The 16,315-nt window shown below is 50.7% G+C and carries 14 protein-coding genes; all 14 read left to right on the forward strand.

The window, feature by feature from the left end; translation table 11 throughout:
• Position 1 precedes the first annotated feature (1 nt).
• The 14 genes from wcaJ (at position 2) to rfbC (ending at position 16,286) form a co-directional block, all read left to right on the forward strand.
• On the forward strand, positions 2–1,396 hold the full coding sequence (wcaJ, locus tag CWR52_RS20235; protein ID WP_104950553.1) for an undecaprenyl-phosphate glucose phosphotransferase: 1,395 nt from the start codon (positions 2–4) through the stop codon (positions 1,394–1,396).
• A gap of 1 nt (position 1,397) precedes the next feature.
• Positions 1,398–2,876 carry a colanic acid undecaprenyl disphosphate flippase WzxC gene (wzxC, locus tag CWR52_RS20240; RefSeq protein WP_025913264.1) on the forward strand — a complete coding sequence of 493 codons (1,479 nt, stop codon included), beginning with the start codon at positions 1,398–1,400 and terminating at the stop codon, positions 2,874–2,876.
• A gap of 17 nt (positions 2,877–2,893) precedes the next feature.
• Entirely contained in the window at positions 2,894–4,174 is a 1,281-nt protein-coding gene (wcaK, locus tag CWR52_RS20245) for a colanic acid biosynthesis pyruvyl transferase WcaK (protein WP_104950554.1), read from the forward strand.
• Entirely contained in the window at positions 4,171–5,391 is a 1,221-nt protein-coding gene (gene wcaL, locus CWR52_RS20250; protein WP_104950555.1) for a colanic acid biosynthesis glycosyltransferase WcaL, read from the forward strand. The genes wcaK and wcaL overlap by 4 nt, the downstream gene beginning before the upstream one ends.
• Before the next feature lie 12 nt (positions 5,392–5,403).
• On the forward strand, positions 5,404–6,795 hold the full coding sequence (wcaM, locus tag CWR52_RS20255) for a colanic acid biosynthesis protein WcaM (protein ID WP_104950556.1): 1,392 nt from the start codon (positions 5,404–5,406) through the stop codon (positions 6,793–6,795).
• Positions 6,796–6,971: 176 nt separating this feature from the next.
• Positions 6,972–7,868 carry a GalU regulator GalF gene (gene galF, locus CWR52_RS20260; RefSeq protein ID WP_104950557.1) on the forward strand — a complete coding sequence of 299 codons (897 nt, stop codon included), beginning with the start codon at positions 6,972–6,974 and terminating at the stop codon, positions 7,866–7,868.
• A gap of 382 nt (positions 7,869–8,250) precedes the next feature.
• Positions 8,251–9,195 (forward strand): NAD-dependent epimerase/dehydratase family protein, encoded by a 945-nt coding sequence (locus tag CWR52_RS20265; protein WP_167467786.1) that lies wholly within the window; start codon positions 8,251–8,253, stop codon positions 9,193–9,195.
• Complete coding sequence (locus tag CWR52_RS20270) at positions 9,195–10,238, forward strand: MraY family glycosyltransferase (RefSeq protein ID WP_104950559.1); 1,044 nt, start codon at positions 9,195–9,197, stop codon at positions 10,236–10,238. The genes CWR52_RS20265 and CWR52_RS20270 overlap by 1 nt, the downstream gene beginning before the upstream one ends.
• Positions 10,231–10,791 carry a sugar O-acyltransferase gene (locus CWR52_RS20275; RefSeq protein WP_104950560.1) on the forward strand — a complete coding sequence of 187 codons (561 nt, stop codon included), beginning with the start codon at positions 10,231–10,233 and terminating at the stop codon, positions 10,789–10,791. Before CWR52_RS20270 ends, CWR52_RS20275 begins: the two co-directional genes overlap by 8 nt.
• Positions 10,792–10,829: 38 nt before the next feature.
• On the forward strand, positions 10,830–12,716 hold the full coding sequence (locus tag CWR52_RS20280) for a polysaccharide biosynthesis protein (RefSeq protein WP_104950561.1): 1,887 nt from the start codon (positions 10,830–10,832) through the stop codon (positions 12,714–12,716).
• A gap of 102 nt (positions 12,717–12,818) precedes the next feature.
• Positions 12,819–13,904 carry a dTDP-glucose 4,6-dehydratase gene (rfbB, locus tag CWR52_RS20285; protein WP_104950562.1) on the forward strand — a complete coding sequence of 362 codons (1,086 nt, stop codon included), beginning with the start codon at positions 12,819–12,821 and terminating at the stop codon, positions 13,902–13,904.
• Positions 13,904–14,803 (forward strand): dTDP-4-dehydrorhamnose reductase, encoded by a 900-nt coding sequence (rfbD, locus tag CWR52_RS20290; RefSeq protein ID WP_104950563.1) that lies wholly within the window; start codon positions 13,904–13,906, stop codon positions 14,801–14,803. Before rfbB ends, rfbD begins: the two co-directional genes overlap by 1 nt.
• 52 nt (positions 14,804–14,855) lie before the next feature.
• Positions 14,856–15,734 (forward strand): glucose-1-phosphate thymidylyltransferase RfbA, encoded by an 879-nt coding sequence (gene rfbA, locus CWR52_RS20295; RefSeq protein ID WP_041909149.1) that lies wholly within the window; start codon positions 14,856–14,858, stop codon positions 15,732–15,734.
• Between the two features lie 3 nt (positions 15,735–15,737).
• The gene (gene rfbC / locus CWR52_RS20300; protein WP_041909150.1) at positions 15,738–16,286 is read left to right on the forward strand and encodes a dTDP-4-dehydrorhamnose 3,5-epimerase; all 549 of its coding nucleotides are present in this window, start codon (positions 15,738–15,740) and stop codon (positions 16,284–16,286) included.
• The last annotated feature ends 29 nt before the right edge of the window (positions 16,287–16,315 follow it).

Consider the following 16,315-nt stretch of genomic DNA (forward strand, 5'->3'; position numbering starts at 1 on the left):
GATGACGAATCTAAAAAAACGCGAACGAGCGAGAACGAATGCATCGTTAATCTCTATGGTGCAGCGTTTTTCTGATATCACCATCATGGTCGGTGGATTGTGGGCGGTGTGTCGGATCAGCGGGCTGCCGTTCTTATATATGCATCTGCTGATGGCCCTGATTGCGCTGGTCGTGTTTCAAATGATCGGCGGTATGACCGATTTCTACCGCTCGTGGCGCGGCGTCAAAATGACCACCGAACTGATGCTGCTGCTGCAGAACTGGACCCTGAGCCTGATCTTCAGCGCAGGCCTGGTGGCGTTCAGCCATGATTTTGACAATCGCCTCGTGACCTATCTCTGCTGGTATCTGTTGAGCAGCGTCGGCATGGTGGTGTGCCGCTCCCTGATCCGCTTTGGCGCAGGCTGGCTGCGCAACCGTGGCTATAATCGTCGCTTCGTGGCGGTAGCAGGCGATCTGCCCGTCGGCAGGGTGCTGCTCGACAGCTTCCGTAAAGAACCGTGGTTAGGCTTTGAAGTGGTCGGGATTTATCACGACGCAAAGCCTGGCGGCGTGCCTGCCGACTGGGCGGGCAACTACGATCAGCTGATTGACGATGCCAAGGCCGGCAAAATTCACAACGTCTACATCGCCATGCAGATGAAAGACGAATCCCGCATTAAGCAGCTGATGCGCGAGCTGGCGGATACCACCTGTTCAGTGATCCTGATCCCGGACGTGTTTACCTTCAACATCCTTCATTCGCGTATTGAAGAGGTGAACGGGGTGCCGGTCGTACCGCTGTACGACACGCCGCTGTCCGGTATTAACCGCGTGCTGAAGCGTCTGGAAGATATCGTGCTCTCTTCGCTGATTTTGCTGCTCATCTCCCCGGTGCTGTGCTGCATTGCCCTCGCGGTGAAGCTGAGCTCACCAGGACCGGTTATCTTCCGTCAGACCCGCTACGGCATGGACGGTAAGCCGATTATGGTGTGGAAATTCCGCTCCATGAAGGTGATGGAGAACGACAAGGTCGTGACCCAGGCCACGCAGAACGATCCGCGCGTCACCCGCGTCGGGAACTTCCTGCGCCGCACCTCGCTGGATGAACTGCCGCAGTTTATCAACGTCTTTACCGGCGGCATGTCTATTGTTGGCCCGCGTCCGCACGCGGTGGCGCATAACGAGCAGTACCGCTCGCTGATTGAAGGCTACATGTTGCGCCATAAGGTGAAGCCGGGCATCACCGGCTGGGCGCAAATCAACGGCTGGCGCGGCGAAACCGACACGCTGGAAAAAATGGAAAAACGCATCGAGTTCGATCTGGAGTACATCCGCGAGTGGAGCCTCTGGTTCGATATCAAGATTGTTTTTCTGACCATCTTCAAAGGTTTCGTGAACAAAGCGGCGTACTAAGATGAGCTTACGTGAAAAAACCATCAGCGGCGCCAAGTGGTCAGCGATGGCGACCATCGTCATCATTGGCCTCGGTCTGGTGCAGATGACGGTGCTGGCGCGCATTATCGATAATCACCAGTTCGGCCTGCTGACCGTCTCGCTGGTGATCATTGCGCTGGCCGATACGCTGTCTGACTTTGGTATTGCCAACTCGATTATCCAGCGCAAAGAGATTAGCCATCTGGAGCTGACCACGCTCTACTGGCTGAACGTAGGGCTGGGGATTTTCGTGTTTGTACTGGTGTTCCTGCTGAGCGATACCATCGCCAGCGTGCTGCACAACCCGGATCTCGCTCCGCTGATGCGCACGCTGTCGTTTGCTTTCGTGGTGATCCCGCACGGACAGCAGTTCCGCGCGCTGATGCAGAAAGAGCTGGAGTTCAACAAGATAGGCATGATTGAGACCAGCGCCGTTCTGGCGGGCTTTACCTTCACCGTGGTGAGCGCCCATTTCTGGCCGCTGGCGATGACCGCTATTCTGGGATACCTGGTTAACTCTGCCGTACGTACGCTGCTGTTCGGCTACTTTGGGCGTAAAATTTACCGCCCGGGGCTGCATTTCTCTCTTGCGTCCGTCTCGTCCAACCTGCGCTTTGGCGCGTGGCTGACGGCGGACAGCATTATCAACTACGTGAACACCAACCTCTCGACGCTGGTGCTGGCACGTATTCTTGGCGCGAGCGTGGCGGGGGGCTACAACCTGGCCTACAACGTTGCGGTGGTCCCGCCGATGAAGCTGAACCCGATCATCACCCGCGTGCTGTTCCCGGCGTTTGCCAAGATTCAGGACGACACCGAAAAGCTGCGCATTAACTTTTACAAGCTGCTTTCGGTGGTGGGAATCATCAACTTCCCGGTGCTGCTGGGGCTGATGGTGGTGTCCAGCAACTTCGTACCGCTGGTGTTTGGTGAGAAATGGAACGGCATCATCCCGATCCTGCAGCTGCTGTGCGTGGTGGGGCTGCTGCGCTCCGTGGGGAACCCGATTGGCTCCCTGCTGATGGCAAAAGCGCGCGTGGACATCAGCTTTAAGTTCAACGTGTTCAAAACCTTCCTGTTTATTCCGGCAATTATCGTCGGCGGGCACATGGCGGGCGCCATTGGCGTGACGCTGGGCTTCCTGCTGGTGCAGATCGTCAATACCGTTCTGAGCTACTTCATCATGATCAAGCCGGTGCTGGGCTCCAGCTACCGTCAGTACATCCTGAGCCTGTGGCTGCCGTTCTATCTCTCATTGCCAACCCTGGCGGTGAGCTACGGCCTGGGCATTATCCTCAGCGGGCATCTGCCGCTGGCCGCGCTGCTGGCGGTGCAGGTTGCCGCGGGGGCGCTGGCATTTGGCGTGATGATTGTGCTGTCGCGCAATGCGCTGGTCGTTGAGATGAAGCGCCAGTTTTGCCGTAACGAAAAAATGAAAACGCTGCTTCGCGCAGGCTAGTTATTTAAGAGGCCATTATGAAATTATTAATTCTTGGCAACCATACCTGCGGCAACCGTGGCGACAGCGCCATCCTGCGCGGTTTACTGGATGCAATTAACACCCTTAAGCCTGAGACCGAAGTGGACGTGATGAGCCGTTATCCGGTCAGCTCATCCTGGTTACTGAACCGCCCGGTGATGGGCGACCCGCTCTACAGCCAGATGAAACAGCACAACAACGCCGCGGGCGTAATGGGGCGCGTGAAAAAAGTGCTGCGTCGTCGCTACCAGCATCAGGTGCTGCTTTCCCGTGTGACCGATACCGGCAAGCTGCGCAACATCGCCATCGCGCAGGGCTTCACCGACTTTGTTCGTCTTCTGTCCGGCTATGACGCCATTATCCAGGTCGGCGGTTCGTTCTTCGTCGATCTCTACGGCGTGCCGCAGTTTGAGCATGCGCTCTGCACGTTCATGGCGAAAAAGCCGCTGTTTATGATTGGCCACAGCGTGGGGCCATTCCAGGATCCGCAGTTTAACCAGCTGGCGAATTACGTGTTTGGTCATTGCGACGCGCTGATCCTGCGCGAGTCGGTCAGCCTTGAGATGATGAAGCGCAGCGAGATTGACACGTCAAAAGTTGAGCACGGCGTGGACACCGCCTGGCTGGTGGATCACCAGGTCGATAATTTCCAGCCGAGCTACGCGGTACAGCACTGGCTCGACGTGGCGGCGAAACAGAAAACCGTCGCCATCACCCTGCGCGAACTCGCGCCATTTGATAAACGTCTTGGCACTACCCAGGCGGCGTATGAGAAAGCCTTCGCCGACGTGGTGAACCGCGTGCTGGACAGCGGCTACCAGGTGCTGGCGCTCTCAACCTGCACCGGTATCGACAGTTACAACAAAGACGACCGTATGGTGGCGCTAAACCTGCGCAATCTTGTGAACGATCCGTCCCGCTATCACGTGGTGATGGATGAACTGAACGACCTGGAGATGGGCAAGTTGCTCTCCGCCTGCGATCTGACGGTGGGCACCCGACTGCACTCGGCCATTATCTCCATGAACTTTGGCACGCCGGCCATTGCCATTAACTATGAGCACAAGTCCGCCGGGATTATGCAGCAGCTCGGTATGCCGGAAATGGCGGTGGATATTCGTTATCTGCTGGACGGATCGCTCGGTGCGATGGTGGGGGACACGCTTGGCCAACTGCCTGCGATCAATGAACGTCTGGCGGTTGCGGTGAAAGCCGAGCGCGAGAAGGGCATTGGGATGGTGAAATCGGTACTCGATCGCGTACGGGAGGGGAAATGAAGGTCGGTTTCTTCTTACTGAAATTTCCCCTGTCGTCCGAAACGTTTGTTCTGAACCAAATCACCGCGTTTATCGATATGGGATATGACGTGGAGATTATCGCCCTGCAAAAGGGCGATACCCAAAACACCCATGCGGCGTATACCCAGTATGGGCTGGAGGCAAAAACCCGCTGGCTGCAGGATGAGCCGTCCGGGAAGCTGAGTAAGCTGCGCCACCGCGCCAGCCAGACCTTACGTGGGATCCATCGCGCGTCGACGTGGCGGGCGCTGAATGTCTCCCGCTATGGATCAGAATCACGCAATCTGATCCTGTCGGCCATCTGCGGGCAAACGGCGCAGCCGTATCGTGCCGATGTGTTTATCGCCCACTTTGGCCCGGCAGGCGTCACCGCCGCGAAGCTGCGCGAACTGGGCGTAATTGACGGTAAAATTGCGACCATTTTCCACGGTATCGACATCTCCAGCCGCGAAGTGCTGAACCACTACACCCCGGAATACCAGCAGCTTTTCCGGCGTGGCGACATGATGCTGCCGATCAGCGAACTGTGGGCCAGACGCCTGAAAAACATGGGCTGCCCGGGAGAGAAAATTGCCGTTTCGCGCATGGGCGTGGATTTAACGCGCTTTACCCGCCGTCCGGTGAAGGTGCCGGGCAAACCGCTTCAGATCATCTCCGTCGCGCGTCTGACCGAGAAGAAAGGGCTGCATGTGGCGATTGAAGCCTGCCGCCAGCTGAAAGCGCGTGGGGTGGATTTCCACTACCGCATTCTCGGGATTGGGCCGTGGGAGCGTCGTCTGCGCACGCTTATCGAACAGTATCAGCTGGAAGATGTCATAGAGATGCCGGGCTTCAAGCCGAGCCACGAGGTCAAGGCCATGCTTGATGAGGCAGATGTGTTTCTGCTGCCCTCCGTAACGGGTGCCGATGGTGATATGGAAGGCATTCCGGTGGCGCTGATGGAGGCGATGGCCGTGGGTATACCGGTGGTATCGACCCTGCACAGCGGGATCCCGGAGCTGATTAAGTCTGACCATTCCGGCTGGCTGGTGCCCGAGAATAACGCCATGGCGCTCGCCGATCGGTTAGCTGCTTTCAGCGACATCGACCAGCAGGCGCTGGAGCCCGTGCTGCAGAATGCCCGACAAAAAGTTGAAGCCGATTTTAACCAGCAGGTGATTAACCGTCAGTTAGCCAGCCTGCTGCAAACGTTGTAACGCCGAGGATGTATGCTGAAAAAGATTACCCGACGCACCTTTGTCTCGTCTCTGTCCGTTCTGGCGGCCACGCCGCTGCTGTCGTCCCGCATTGCGCGAGCGGCTGCTGGAAAAACGGTCTCTGTTAAACAGTACAATAATAACGACTGGATCGCGGCCTTTAAGCAGGCGTTTAATGACGGGGACACGGTTGTGGTCCCTGCCGGGCTCACCTGTGAAAACATCAACACGGGTATTTTCATTCCCGACGGTAAAACGCTGCTGATCCGCGGCGCGTTAACCGGTAACGGGCGCGGCCGCTTTGTGCTGCAGGAAGGCAGCAAGGTGATAGGCGAAGGCGCTGGCCGTACAGAGAATATCACTCTCGATGTACGTGGCTCCGACTGCGTAATTAAAGGGCTGGCCATGAGCGGGTTTGGGCCTGTGACGCAGATCTATATCGGCGGCAAGAAACCCAGCGTGATGCGCAATCTGCTGATTGATAACATTAGCGTGAGCCAGGCCAACTACGCCATTCTGCGCCAGGGTTTCCATAACCAGGTGGATGGCGCCCGCATCACCAACAGCAAATTTAGCCATCTGCAGGGCGATGCGATCGAGTGGAACGTCGCCATCAACGATCGCAATATCCTGATCTCCGACCATGTTATCGACAACATCAACTGCACCAACGGCAAAATCAACTGGGGCATCGGCATTGGCCTCGCCGGCAGCACCTACGACAACGATTACCCGGAAAAACAAACCGTTAAGAACTTCGTGGTGGCAAACATCACCGGCAGCAACTGTCGCCAGCTGGTGCACGTTGAAAACGGTAAGCATTTTGTTATTCGTAATATCAAAGCCAAAAATATTACTCCCGACTTCAGTAAAAAAGCGGGAATAGACAACGCCACTGTGGCCATTTATGGCTGTGATAATTTCATTATTGATAATGTCGACATGGTTAACAGTGCAGGAATGTTGATCGGCTATGGGGTAATAAAAGGCGATTATTTGTCCATCCCGCAGAACTTCAAGCTCAATAATATTCACCTCGATAACCGCCAGCTTGCATATAAATTGCGCGGAATACAGATTTCATCCGGTAACGCTACCTCGTTTGTGGCGATAACCAATGTGGAAATGCAGCGTGCAACGCTGGAACTGCACAACAAACCGCAGCATCTTTTCTTACGAAATATCAATGTGATGCAGGAAGCCGCCGTGGGTCCTGCCCTGAAGATCAACTTCGACCTGCGCAAGGATGTGCGGGGCAAGTTTATGGCGAAAGACGAGACGTTGCTGTCGCTGGCGAACATAAAAGCTGTAAATGAGAAGGGGCAGAGTTCGGTGGATATTGACCGGGTCGACCAGCAGGTAATAAATGTGGAAAGGCTGAACTTTGCGCTTCCGCACAGATAATCGACAATAATCTCTTTTAAGACGATTCCTGGCTTAAAAGCGAGATCGAATCAGATTACAACTACAGAAATTTGTAGGGCTAAGGCGTAACATTACCTGAGGATTACGGCAAATCATGCTGGCGAAAACAGGTTTAAGAGCTATAATTCGTCAACCATTTTAAGGTGGAAGAAATAATGATTAATTTGAAAGCAGTCATTCCGGTAGCAGGCCTGGGCATGCATATGCTGCCCGCCACAAAAGCCATTCCTAAAGAGATGCTGCCGATCGTCGATAAGCCAATGATTCAGTACATTGTCGACGAAATTGTTGCTGCAGGGATCAAAGAAATCGTCCTGGTTACGCACTCGTCCAAGAATGCGGTAGAAAACCACTTCGACACCTCTTACGAACTCGAAGCGTTGCTTGAGCAGCGCGTTAAGCGTCAGCTGCTGGCTGAAGTGCAGTCTATTTGTCCGCCTGGTGTGACCATCATGAACGTGCGTCAGGCGCAGCCGCTAGGCCTGGGCCACTCTATTCTGTGTGCCCGTCCGGTTGTGGGTGACAATCCGTTTATCGTTGTTCTTCCGGATATCATTATCGATACCGCGTCTGCCGATCCGCTGCGCTATAACCTGGCGGCAATGGTGGCTCGTTTCAATGAAACGGGTCGTAGCCAGGTGCTGGCAAAACGCATGAAAGGCGACCTCTCTGAGTATTCCGTAATTCAGACGAAAGAGCCGCTGGAGACGGAAGGGCAGGTGAGCCGCATCGTTGAGTTCATCGAAAAACCGGATCAGCCACAGACGCTGGACTCGGACCTGATGGCCGTGGGACGCTATGTTCTGAACGCTGACATCTGGGCGGAACTTGAAAAAACCGAGCCAGGTGCCTGGGACCGTATTCAGTTGACCGACGCGATTGCTGAACTGGCGAAAAAACAGTCTGTTGACGCGATGCTGATGACCGGTGAGAGCTACGACTGCGGTAAGAAGCTGGGCTATATGCAGGCGTTTGTGAACTATGGGCTGCGCAACCTGAAGGAAGGGGCGAAGTTCAGAACCCGGATTGAGAAATTACTCGCTAACGACTGATATTACAGCCTCGACCTGAACAAGCGGCAGTCATTATTTTGGTGTGTTGATATCTAACCAAAATGATGACTGCCGTTTTTTTTTATAAATTAAATGATTACATAGAGTTATCTGATTTAAATCTGGACCGTTTTGTAACGATTTGTGCTTGTTTCTGAGGTCGTTTAGGACGACAATTGACGCCAGTTTTTGTCTGTATCAAGACATGAAAAATCATTTAATCAGACATCGCTCAGTGCACTGGTAGCTGTTAAGCCAGGGGCGGTAGCGTGCCTGGTATTCACAATTGAATATTGAACGAACAGTCGTGACCTATACAGTTTCTCGTGTTTCTGTTGGCTTCGCGGGGAAAAACATCAGATTGAGTAGATAGGGGATGGCAATGAAAGTATTGGTGACGGGCGGAACCGGGTTTCTTGGTACTGCTTTAGTCCAAACGTTGAAATCATCAGGACATGAGGTGATATTAACAACGCGCAAGCAGGAGAACCCTGAACAGGGCATTTACAACTTGGGTGATATCTCAGCCAATACCAACTGGTTAAATCTCCTGCAAGGATGCGACACTGTCATTCATACCGCAGGAAGGGCGCATATCCTTGATGATAATGCTCAGGACGCTTTAGCGGAATTTCGCCGTGTCAATCACGACGCAACGATGAAATTAGCGAGCGATGCTGCGACCAGCGGAGTTAAACATTTTATCTTTGTAAGCTCAATCGGCGTTAACGGGAATGCCACCTCAGGGATCCCATTTACTGAGGCCTCGGAGCCACAACCCACCTCTGATTACGCCATTTCCAAGCGAGAAGCCGAGCAGAGTCTGCTTAATCAATTTGCAGAAAGCGATATGGCGATCACCATTGTTCGCCCGGCATTGATTTGTGGTGAAAATGCACCGGGTAATATACAGCGCCTTTTAAAACTGGTTTCTAAAAACCTACCGTTGCCATTTAAAAATGTCAGGAACAAGCGAGCGCTTGTGTCTCTGGATAATGTCGTCAGTTTCATCAGCGAATGCGTGGTAAATGAGAAATCCAAAAATCAACTCTATTTACTCGCCGATGCAGAACGTCCTTCAACCGAAGATATGATTAATGCCTTTGCCTCAGGAATGGGCATTAAAGCGAAACTGGTCTCATTTCCAACGGGTATCTTCAGGTTATTGCTTTCTTCAGTTGGTAAACGAAGTATTTACGATCAGCTGTTTGGCGATCTGGAAGTCGATGCCTCTAAATCCCGGAAACATTTAAACTGGACGCCCCCGATTACCCTTTTTGAAACGATGAAAAAAACGGCGAAATATTATATCGAAGGTAATAAATAATGATGAGTTTTGGGATTGTGATATTCGCTTTTTTAGTATCATGCGCGCTGACCTGGGGGCTTCGTGGTTATGCCATTAAGCATAACGTTATTGACCGTCCAAACCAGCGAAGTTCGCATTCGGTACCAACCCCACGAGGGGGCGGAGTGGCTATCGTTCTGACGCTCCTGGCGGCGTTAGTCTGGTTTTATTTCAGCCGCGCTCTGACGCTGGATAGTTTCCTGGGTTTATTTATTCCAGGATTGATTGTTGCCATCATCGGTTTCCTTGACGATCACGGCCATATCGCGGCACGCTGGCGTCTGTTGATGCATTTCCTTGCGGCAGTAATCGGCATCTATTTCTTAGGTTCTTTCCCTGTCATTACGCTGTTTGGTTATGACGTTTCCTTATCCTGGGTTGGTATGATTCTGGGCTGCGTTTATCTGGTCTGGATGCTTAACTTATATAATTTTATGGATGGGATTAATGGCTTAGCTAGCTCGGAGGCCATCACCTTTGCTGCATGTAGTGCGGTATTGATGGCTATCAACCCGTATACAGACGCGCCAGGCACTCTTTATCCTCTCACGCTTGCCCTTATTGGTGCCGGAGCCGGCTTTCTTGTCTGGAACTTCCCGGTCGCGAAAATCTTCATGGGCGATGCCGGAAGTGGTTTTCTTGGGATAATAATCGGACTGATGATCCTGCATATTGCGAAAGTTGACTCGCACTTCTTTATTGCAGAATTATGCTTGCTGGGCGTATTTATTGTCGATGCCACGACAACGCTATTGAGGAGGCTCGTAGCAGGTAAAAAGGTCTATGAAGCACATGCCAGCCATGGCTACCAAATCCTCGCAAGAAAATATGGCAGCCACGTTCGGGTGACATCATTGGCAATTGCCGTCAATCTGCTGTGGCTTTTCCCCTTCGCCTTTTTTATTGCGTCAGGCAAAATTGATGGTGTTGTGGGGCTGCTCATCGCCTGGTTCCCGCTTCTCGTTGTTGCACTGAAATGTGGTGCAGGCGTTAAAGACAAAGAGAGCAACGTCAATGCATGACTTATTGATTTTGGGCGCGGGTGGTCATGGCCGTACGCTGTACGAGACAGCGAGACTGCTGGGATATAAGGATATCGTTTTCCTCGACGATAATACCTCAGCCTGCCAGGTAATTAACCAGCTGATTATTGGAAAAATTTCCGAACTACAGTTACATATTGGTAAGGTCAGTCATGTCGCTATTGGTATCGGAAACAATAAAGTCAGAGAGCAGCTCTATCAGCAACTGCTCGACTTAGATTTTCATCCTGTAACGCTTATACACCCCTTTGCATTTGTCAGTCCATCGGCGACCCTTGCTGAGGGAACTGTTGTGTTAGCGGGAGCTGTAGTGGGTGCCAACGCAAAATTAGGTTTGGCGACGATTGTGAATAGCCACTCGACAATAGATCACGATGCCATTCTTGGTGATTTCGCTCATTTAGGTGTTGGTGTCCATCTTGCGGGCAGCGCTGTGATCGGGAAATCAGCGTTTCTCCAGGCGGGGACAGTGGGCGGTTATAATACTAAAGTAGATGATTACTCAGTGTGTCCTGCTGGTACTATTTTATAAACTGAATGCAAGCTTTAGTGAGGCGACCAGTTTTTAGTATGCTAAATTATTTAATATCTTTACCCAGACCAATTAAGCGAATTATTACTCTCTTCATAGATGTTATACTGCTCTTATGCGCTTTTTGGTTTGCATTTTGGGTGCGTATTGATTCAATGACTCCGATATATAGTACGGAGCATTGGCTTTTTATTTTCTCAATAATTTTAGTTACTCTGGCAATATTTGTTAAATTAGGGCTGTATCGGGCTGTAATCCGTTATATTACTGCCAAGATATTATTAGTAGTAACGATGGGGATGGTCATATCGTCCATTTTGCTTATTATCGCAGCGTTCTATACCAACCTCTATTTGCCGAGAACGATTCCTTTTATCTATTTCTCATTCGGTCTGCTGCTTATTGCCGGATCACGGCTTGGAATGAGGATGTTGGTGAATCGTGGGTTGAATCTGGGCACTCGGGTCGTTATTTATGGTGCAGGTGCTTCGGGTCGTCAATTACTGCCTGCGCTGAGCCAGATGGACGAATATTACCCCGTTGCTTTTGTCGACGATAATCGCGCCCTGCAAGGTCAGGTGATTCACGGAGTAAGCGTCTTCGCACCAGAAAAACTGCCCTGGCTGGTTGAGAAATACGAAGCGAAGAAAATTCTGCTGGCCATGCCAAGCGCAAGCCGGGCCAGAAAAAACGAAGTCATTAAAACCCTGGAAGGTCTGCCGTGCGAAGTGCTCTCGATCCCGGGAATGGTCGATCTGGTGGAGGGGAAGGCAAGTATTGATTCCTTGCGGAAAGTCGTTATTACAGACCTGCTGGGCCGCGATCCTGTCTCACCCATTCCGGAACTGATATCCCGTAATATCAACGGGAAAACAGTGATGGTTACCGGGGCAGGGGGGTCTATAGGGTCTGAACTATGCCGACAGATAATTAAAAATAAGCCAAACCAGCTTATTCTGTTCGAACTTTCCGAATTCTCCCTCTATTCCATTGATTCCGAACTGCGTAACCTGAATCTGGGTCAGGATTTTAAGGTTAAAATCTATCCGATCCTCGGAAACGTTCAGGATAAAGAGCATCTCGAAAGGTTAATCAGAGCATTTAACGTCGACACAATTTATCATGCTGCGGCGTACAAGCATGTACCGCTTGTCGAGTTCAACGTACTTGATGGCGTGCGCAATAATATCTTTGGTACGTTGAGTTGCGCTCAGGCCGCGGCAAGTTGCGGTGTTGAAAACTTTGTCTTGATTTCGACTGATAAAGCCGTTCGCCCTACCAACACCATGGGGGCGACCAAGCGCATGGCGGAGCTGGTGCTGCAAGCGCTGGCGAAGGAATCCAGTAAAACCTGCTTCAGTATGGTTCGTTTCGGCAACGTGTTAGGCTCATCAGGCTCAGTTGTGCCGTTATTTGAAAAACAGATTGCTGCAGGTGGACCGGTGACGCTGACTCACGAAGATATCACGCGTTACTTTATGACTATTCCCGAAGCGGCTCAATTGGTTATCCAGGCGGGAGCCATGGGCACGGGCGGCGATGTTTTTGTTCTGGATATGGGGGAACCCGTCAAGATCATCGACCTTGCGCACCGCATGATTACGTTGCAAGGGCTTACCGTTCGCGATGATAAAAACCCTTATGGTGATATCGCGATAAAAACAACGGGTCTGCGGCCTGGTGAGAAACTGTATGAAGAGTTGCTTATCGGCGACAATGTATCCGTTACGCAGCACCCGCGTATCAGGACTGCTAACGAGGTGATGTTGCCGTGGAGTGAGATGAACATTATTCTCCGTGACCTCGACAACGCCTGCTGTCAGTTCGAATACGAGCGCGTGCGAGAGATACTTTTACAGGCACCTGCAGCATTTAATCCAACCGACGGTATCTGCGATTTACTTTGGAATGTAAAGGTAAGTTAAAATAGCAGATTGTCAGTTTCTCCGCCCTGGAAGCTTATCAATTGTTACCTGGGCGACAGCAACTAATTAATTGTTTCTGATAACATTAAGAGCGAAATAAACGTGAAAATTCTGGTCACTGGTGGAGCAGGCTTTATTGGGTCTGCGGTGGTACGACACATTATTAATGATACGCAAGATTCTGTTATTAACGTCGATAAACTGACTTATGCAGGGAATCTTGAATCGCTGGCCGAAGTTTCGCACAGCGAACGCTATCATTTTGAACATGCCGATATCTGCGACAGCAATGCCATGGCGCGTATTTTTGCAGAGCACCAGCCGGATGCGGTGATGCACCTGGCGGCCGAAAGCCACGTTGATCGCTCGATCACCGGCCCGGCAGCCTTTATTGAGACTAACATTGTTGGTACCTATGTACTGCTGGAAGCAAGCCGCCAATACTGGTCAGCGTTAGATGCTGATAAAAAAGCGTCTTTCCGTTTCCACCATATCTCAACAGATGAAGTCTATGGCGATCTTCCGCATCCGGATGAAATGGCCAAGGGAGCTGAACTGCCGCTGTTTACTGAAAAAACGGCCTATGCCCCAAGCAGTCCCTATTCTGCTTCTAAAGCGTCCAGCGATCATTTGGTCCGTGCCTGGCTGCGTACCTATGGTTTCCCTACAATTGTGACTAACTGTTCTAACAATTACGGTCCATATCACTTCCCGGAAAAACTTATCCCGCTGGTCATTCTCAATGCGTTGGAGGGTAAAGCCCTGCCTGTTTACGGTAAAGGAGACCAAATCCGCGACTGGCTGTACGTAGAAGATCACGCCCGTGCGTTATACACCGTGGTAACCCTGGGCAAGATTGGCGAAACCTATAACATCGGCGGCCACAATGAGAAGCAGAACCTTGATGTGGTAAATACCATCTGCTCATTGCTGGATGAAATCGTGCCGAAGGAAGGTTCCTATCGTGACCAGATAACGTATGTGGCTGACCGCCCGGGTCACGATCGCCGCTACGCGATTGATGCAGAGAAAATTGGTCAGGAGTTGGGCTGGAAGCCTCAGGAAACTTTCGAAAGTGGCATTCGTAAAACCGTAGAATGGTACCTTGCGAATACAAAATGGGTAGAGAACGTGAAAAGCGGCAGCTACAAGTCCTGGATTGAAGAAAACTATGGAGATCGCGCCTGATGAATATTCTTCTGTTCGGTAAAACCGGTCAGGTGGGTTGGGAGCTACAGCGTGCTCTGGCACCGCTGGGCAATTTGATTGCGGTTGACGTCCATTCGCAGGAGTATTGCGGTGATTTCAGCAACCCTGAAGGCATTGCAGAAACGGTGCGCCGCATTAAGCCTGATGTCATCGTCAACGCGGCTGCGCATACCGCCGTTGATAAGGCCGAGTCAGAACCTGAATTTGCTCAGCTGTTGAATGCCACGAGTGTCGAGGCGATTGCCAAAGAGGCCCAAATATTGGGGGCCTGGGTTGTTCACTACTCTACTGATTACGTATTCCCGGGTAATGGCGATACGCCGTGGCTTGAGACGGACGCCACAGCGCCGCTTAATGTGTATGGCGAGACCAAACTTGCGGGTGAAAAAGGCTTAAGTGAAAATTGCTCACGCCATTTGATCTTCCGGACTAGCTGGGTTTATGCCGGTAAAGGGAATAATTTTGCGCGTACCATGCTGCGACTGGCAAAAGAGCGTTCTGAGCTGTCTGTTATTAACGACCAATTCGGGGCCCCTACGGGTGCTGAATTATTAGCAGACTGTACGGCTCATGCTATTCGGGTTGCCCTGAATAAACCTGAAGTGGCAGGGACTTATCATCTGGTTGCCAGTGGTACAACAACCTGGTACGACTATGCCTCTCTGGTATTTGATGAAGCGCGCAAAGCAGGAATTGAACTGGTATTAAAGCAACTTCATGGCGTACCGACCAGTGCGTACCCTACGCCTGCAAAACGTCCGGCAAACTCGCGCCTCAATACGTTAAAGTTCCAGCAGAATTTCAACCTCGTACTGCCTCAGTGGGACGTGGGGGTTAAGCGTATGCTGACTGAGTGGTTTACAGCGACAGCGATTTAATAATGATCGGGATGCCTGGGAGTGGGCATCTTATGACTATAGAGATGATGAAATGAAAACGCGTAAAGGTATTATTTTGGCGGGTGGCTCTGGTACTCGTCTGTATCCAGTGACAATGGCTGTTAGTAAACAATTATTGCCTATTTATGATAAGCCGATGATTTACTATCCGCTTTCAACGCTGATGCTGGCTGGTATTCGAGATATTTTAATTATAAGTACTCCGCAGGATACACCGCGTTTTGAACAACTTCTGGGTGATGGAAGCCAGTGGGGGCTGAATCTGCAATATAAAGTCCAGCCAAGCCCGGATGGTCTGGCACAGGCTTTCATTATTGGCGAAGAATTCATTGGTAACGATGATTGCGCCCTAGTGTTGGGGGATAACATTTTCTATGGTCACGACCTTCCTAAATTGATGGATGCCGCGGTTAATAAAGAAAATGGTGCAACGGTTTTTGCCTATCACGTGAACGATCCTGAGCGTTACGGTGTTGTCGAGTTTGATAAAAATGGTACCGCCATCAGCCTCGAAGAAAAACCGCTGGAACCGAAGAGTAATTACGCAGTGACGGGGCTTTATTTCTACGATAACAGTGTCGTTGAGATGGCGAAGAATTTAAAACCGTCAGCACGTGGTGAACTGGAAATCACGGATATTAACCGTATTTACATGGAGCAAGGAAAGCTTTCCGTGGCTATGATGGGCCGTGGCTTTGCCTGGCTTGATACAGGGACTCACCAGAGCCTGATTGAAGCGAGTAACTTCATTGCAACTATTGAAGAGCGCCAGGGGCTGAAAGTGGCTTGTCCTGAAGAAATTGCTTACCGCAAAGGATTTATTGATGATGAGCAGGTTAAAAAACTCGCTGCTCCGTTGTCAAAAAACCAATACGGACAATATTTACTGAAAATGATCAAAGGTTATTAATTAATGAATATCATTAAAACAGAAATACCCGATGTGCTAATTTTTGAGCCGAAAGTTTTTGGTGATGATCGTGGTTTCTTTATGGAAAGTTTCAATCAGCGAATTTTCAACGAAGCCGTTGGTAAAGAAGTGAATTTTATTCAGGATAATCACTCTAAATCCAGCAAAAATGTACTTCGTGGTTTGCACTACCAACTACAGCCCTATGCTCAAGGTAAATTAGTCCGTTGTGTCGTTGGTGAAGTTTTCGATGTCGCTGTCGATATTCGTAAAGACTCACCCTATTATGGGAAATGGGTTGGCGTACATTTATCTGCAGAAAATAAAAAACAATTATGGATCCCTGAGGGATTTGCTCATGGATTTTATGTTCTGAGCGATACAGCAGAATTTGTGTATAAAACAACTAATTATTATTCTCCTGAACATGAGCGTTCAATCTTATGGTCAGACAGCGAACTGAACATTGCATGGCCTGTCAGCCACGATTGTTCACCGAGTTTGTCTTCGAAAGATCTTGCTGGTAAAGCTTTTAAAGATTCAGACTATTAATTTCTACTCAGGCCTGTAAATAGCATACA

The sequence above is a fragment of the Enterobacter sp. SGAir0187 genome (genome assembly GCF_002952735.2).
Classification (GTDB): Bacteria; Pseudomonadota; Gammaproteobacteria; order Enterobacterales; family Enterobacteriaceae; genus Enterobacter; species Enterobacter quasiroggenkampii.

Excerpts from the sequence above, each read along its gene's own strand:
- rfbD (WP_104950563.1), top strand. The coding sequence starts at position 13,904 with ATGAATATTCTTCTGTTCGGTAAAACCGGTCAGGTGGGTTGGGAGCTA.
- CWR52_RS20265 (WP_167467786.1), top strand. The coding sequence starts at position 8,251 with ATGAAAGTATTGGTGACGGGCGGAACCGGGTTTCTTGGTACTGCTTTA.
- wzxC (WP_025913264.1), top strand. The coding sequence starts at position 1,398 with ATGAGCTTACGTGAAAAAACCATCAGCGGCGCCAAGTGGTCAGCGATG.
- CWR52_RS20280 (WP_104950561.1), top strand. The coding sequence starts at position 10,830 with ATGCTAAATTATTTAATATCTTTACCCAGACCAATTAAGCGAATTATT.
- CWR52_RS20275 (WP_104950560.1), top strand. The coding sequence starts at position 10,231 with ATGCATGACTTATTGATTTTGGGCGCGGGTGGTCATGGCCGTACGCTG.
- rfbA (WP_041909149.1), top strand. The coding sequence starts at position 14,856 with ATGAAAACGCGTAAAGGTATTATTTTGGCGGGTGGCTCTGGTACTCGT.
- wcaK (WP_104950554.1), top strand. The coding sequence starts at position 2,894 with ATGAAATTATTAATTCTTGGCAACCATACCTGCGGCAACCGTGGCGAC.
- rfbC (WP_041909150.1), top strand. The coding sequence starts at position 15,738 with ATGAATATCATTAAAACAGAAATACCCGATGTGCTAATTTTTGAGCCG.
- wcaL (WP_104950555.1), top strand. The coding sequence starts at position 4,171 with ATGAAGGTCGGTTTCTTCTTACTGAAATTTCCCCTGTCGTCCGAAACG.
- wcaJ (WP_104950553.1), top strand. The coding sequence starts at position 2 with ATGACGAATCTAAAAAAACGCGAACGAGCGAGAACGAATGCATCGTTA.
- CWR52_RS20270 (WP_104950559.1), top strand. The coding sequence starts at position 9,195 with ATGATGAGTTTTGGGATTGTGATATTCGCTTTTTTAGTATCATGCGCG.
- galF (WP_104950557.1), top strand. The coding sequence starts at position 6,972 with ATGATTAATTTGAAAGCAGTCATTCCGGTAGCAGGCCTGGGCATGCAT.
- wcaM (WP_104950556.1), top strand. The coding sequence starts at position 5,404 with ATGCTGAAAAAGATTACCCGACGCACCTTTGTCTCGTCTCTGTCCGTT.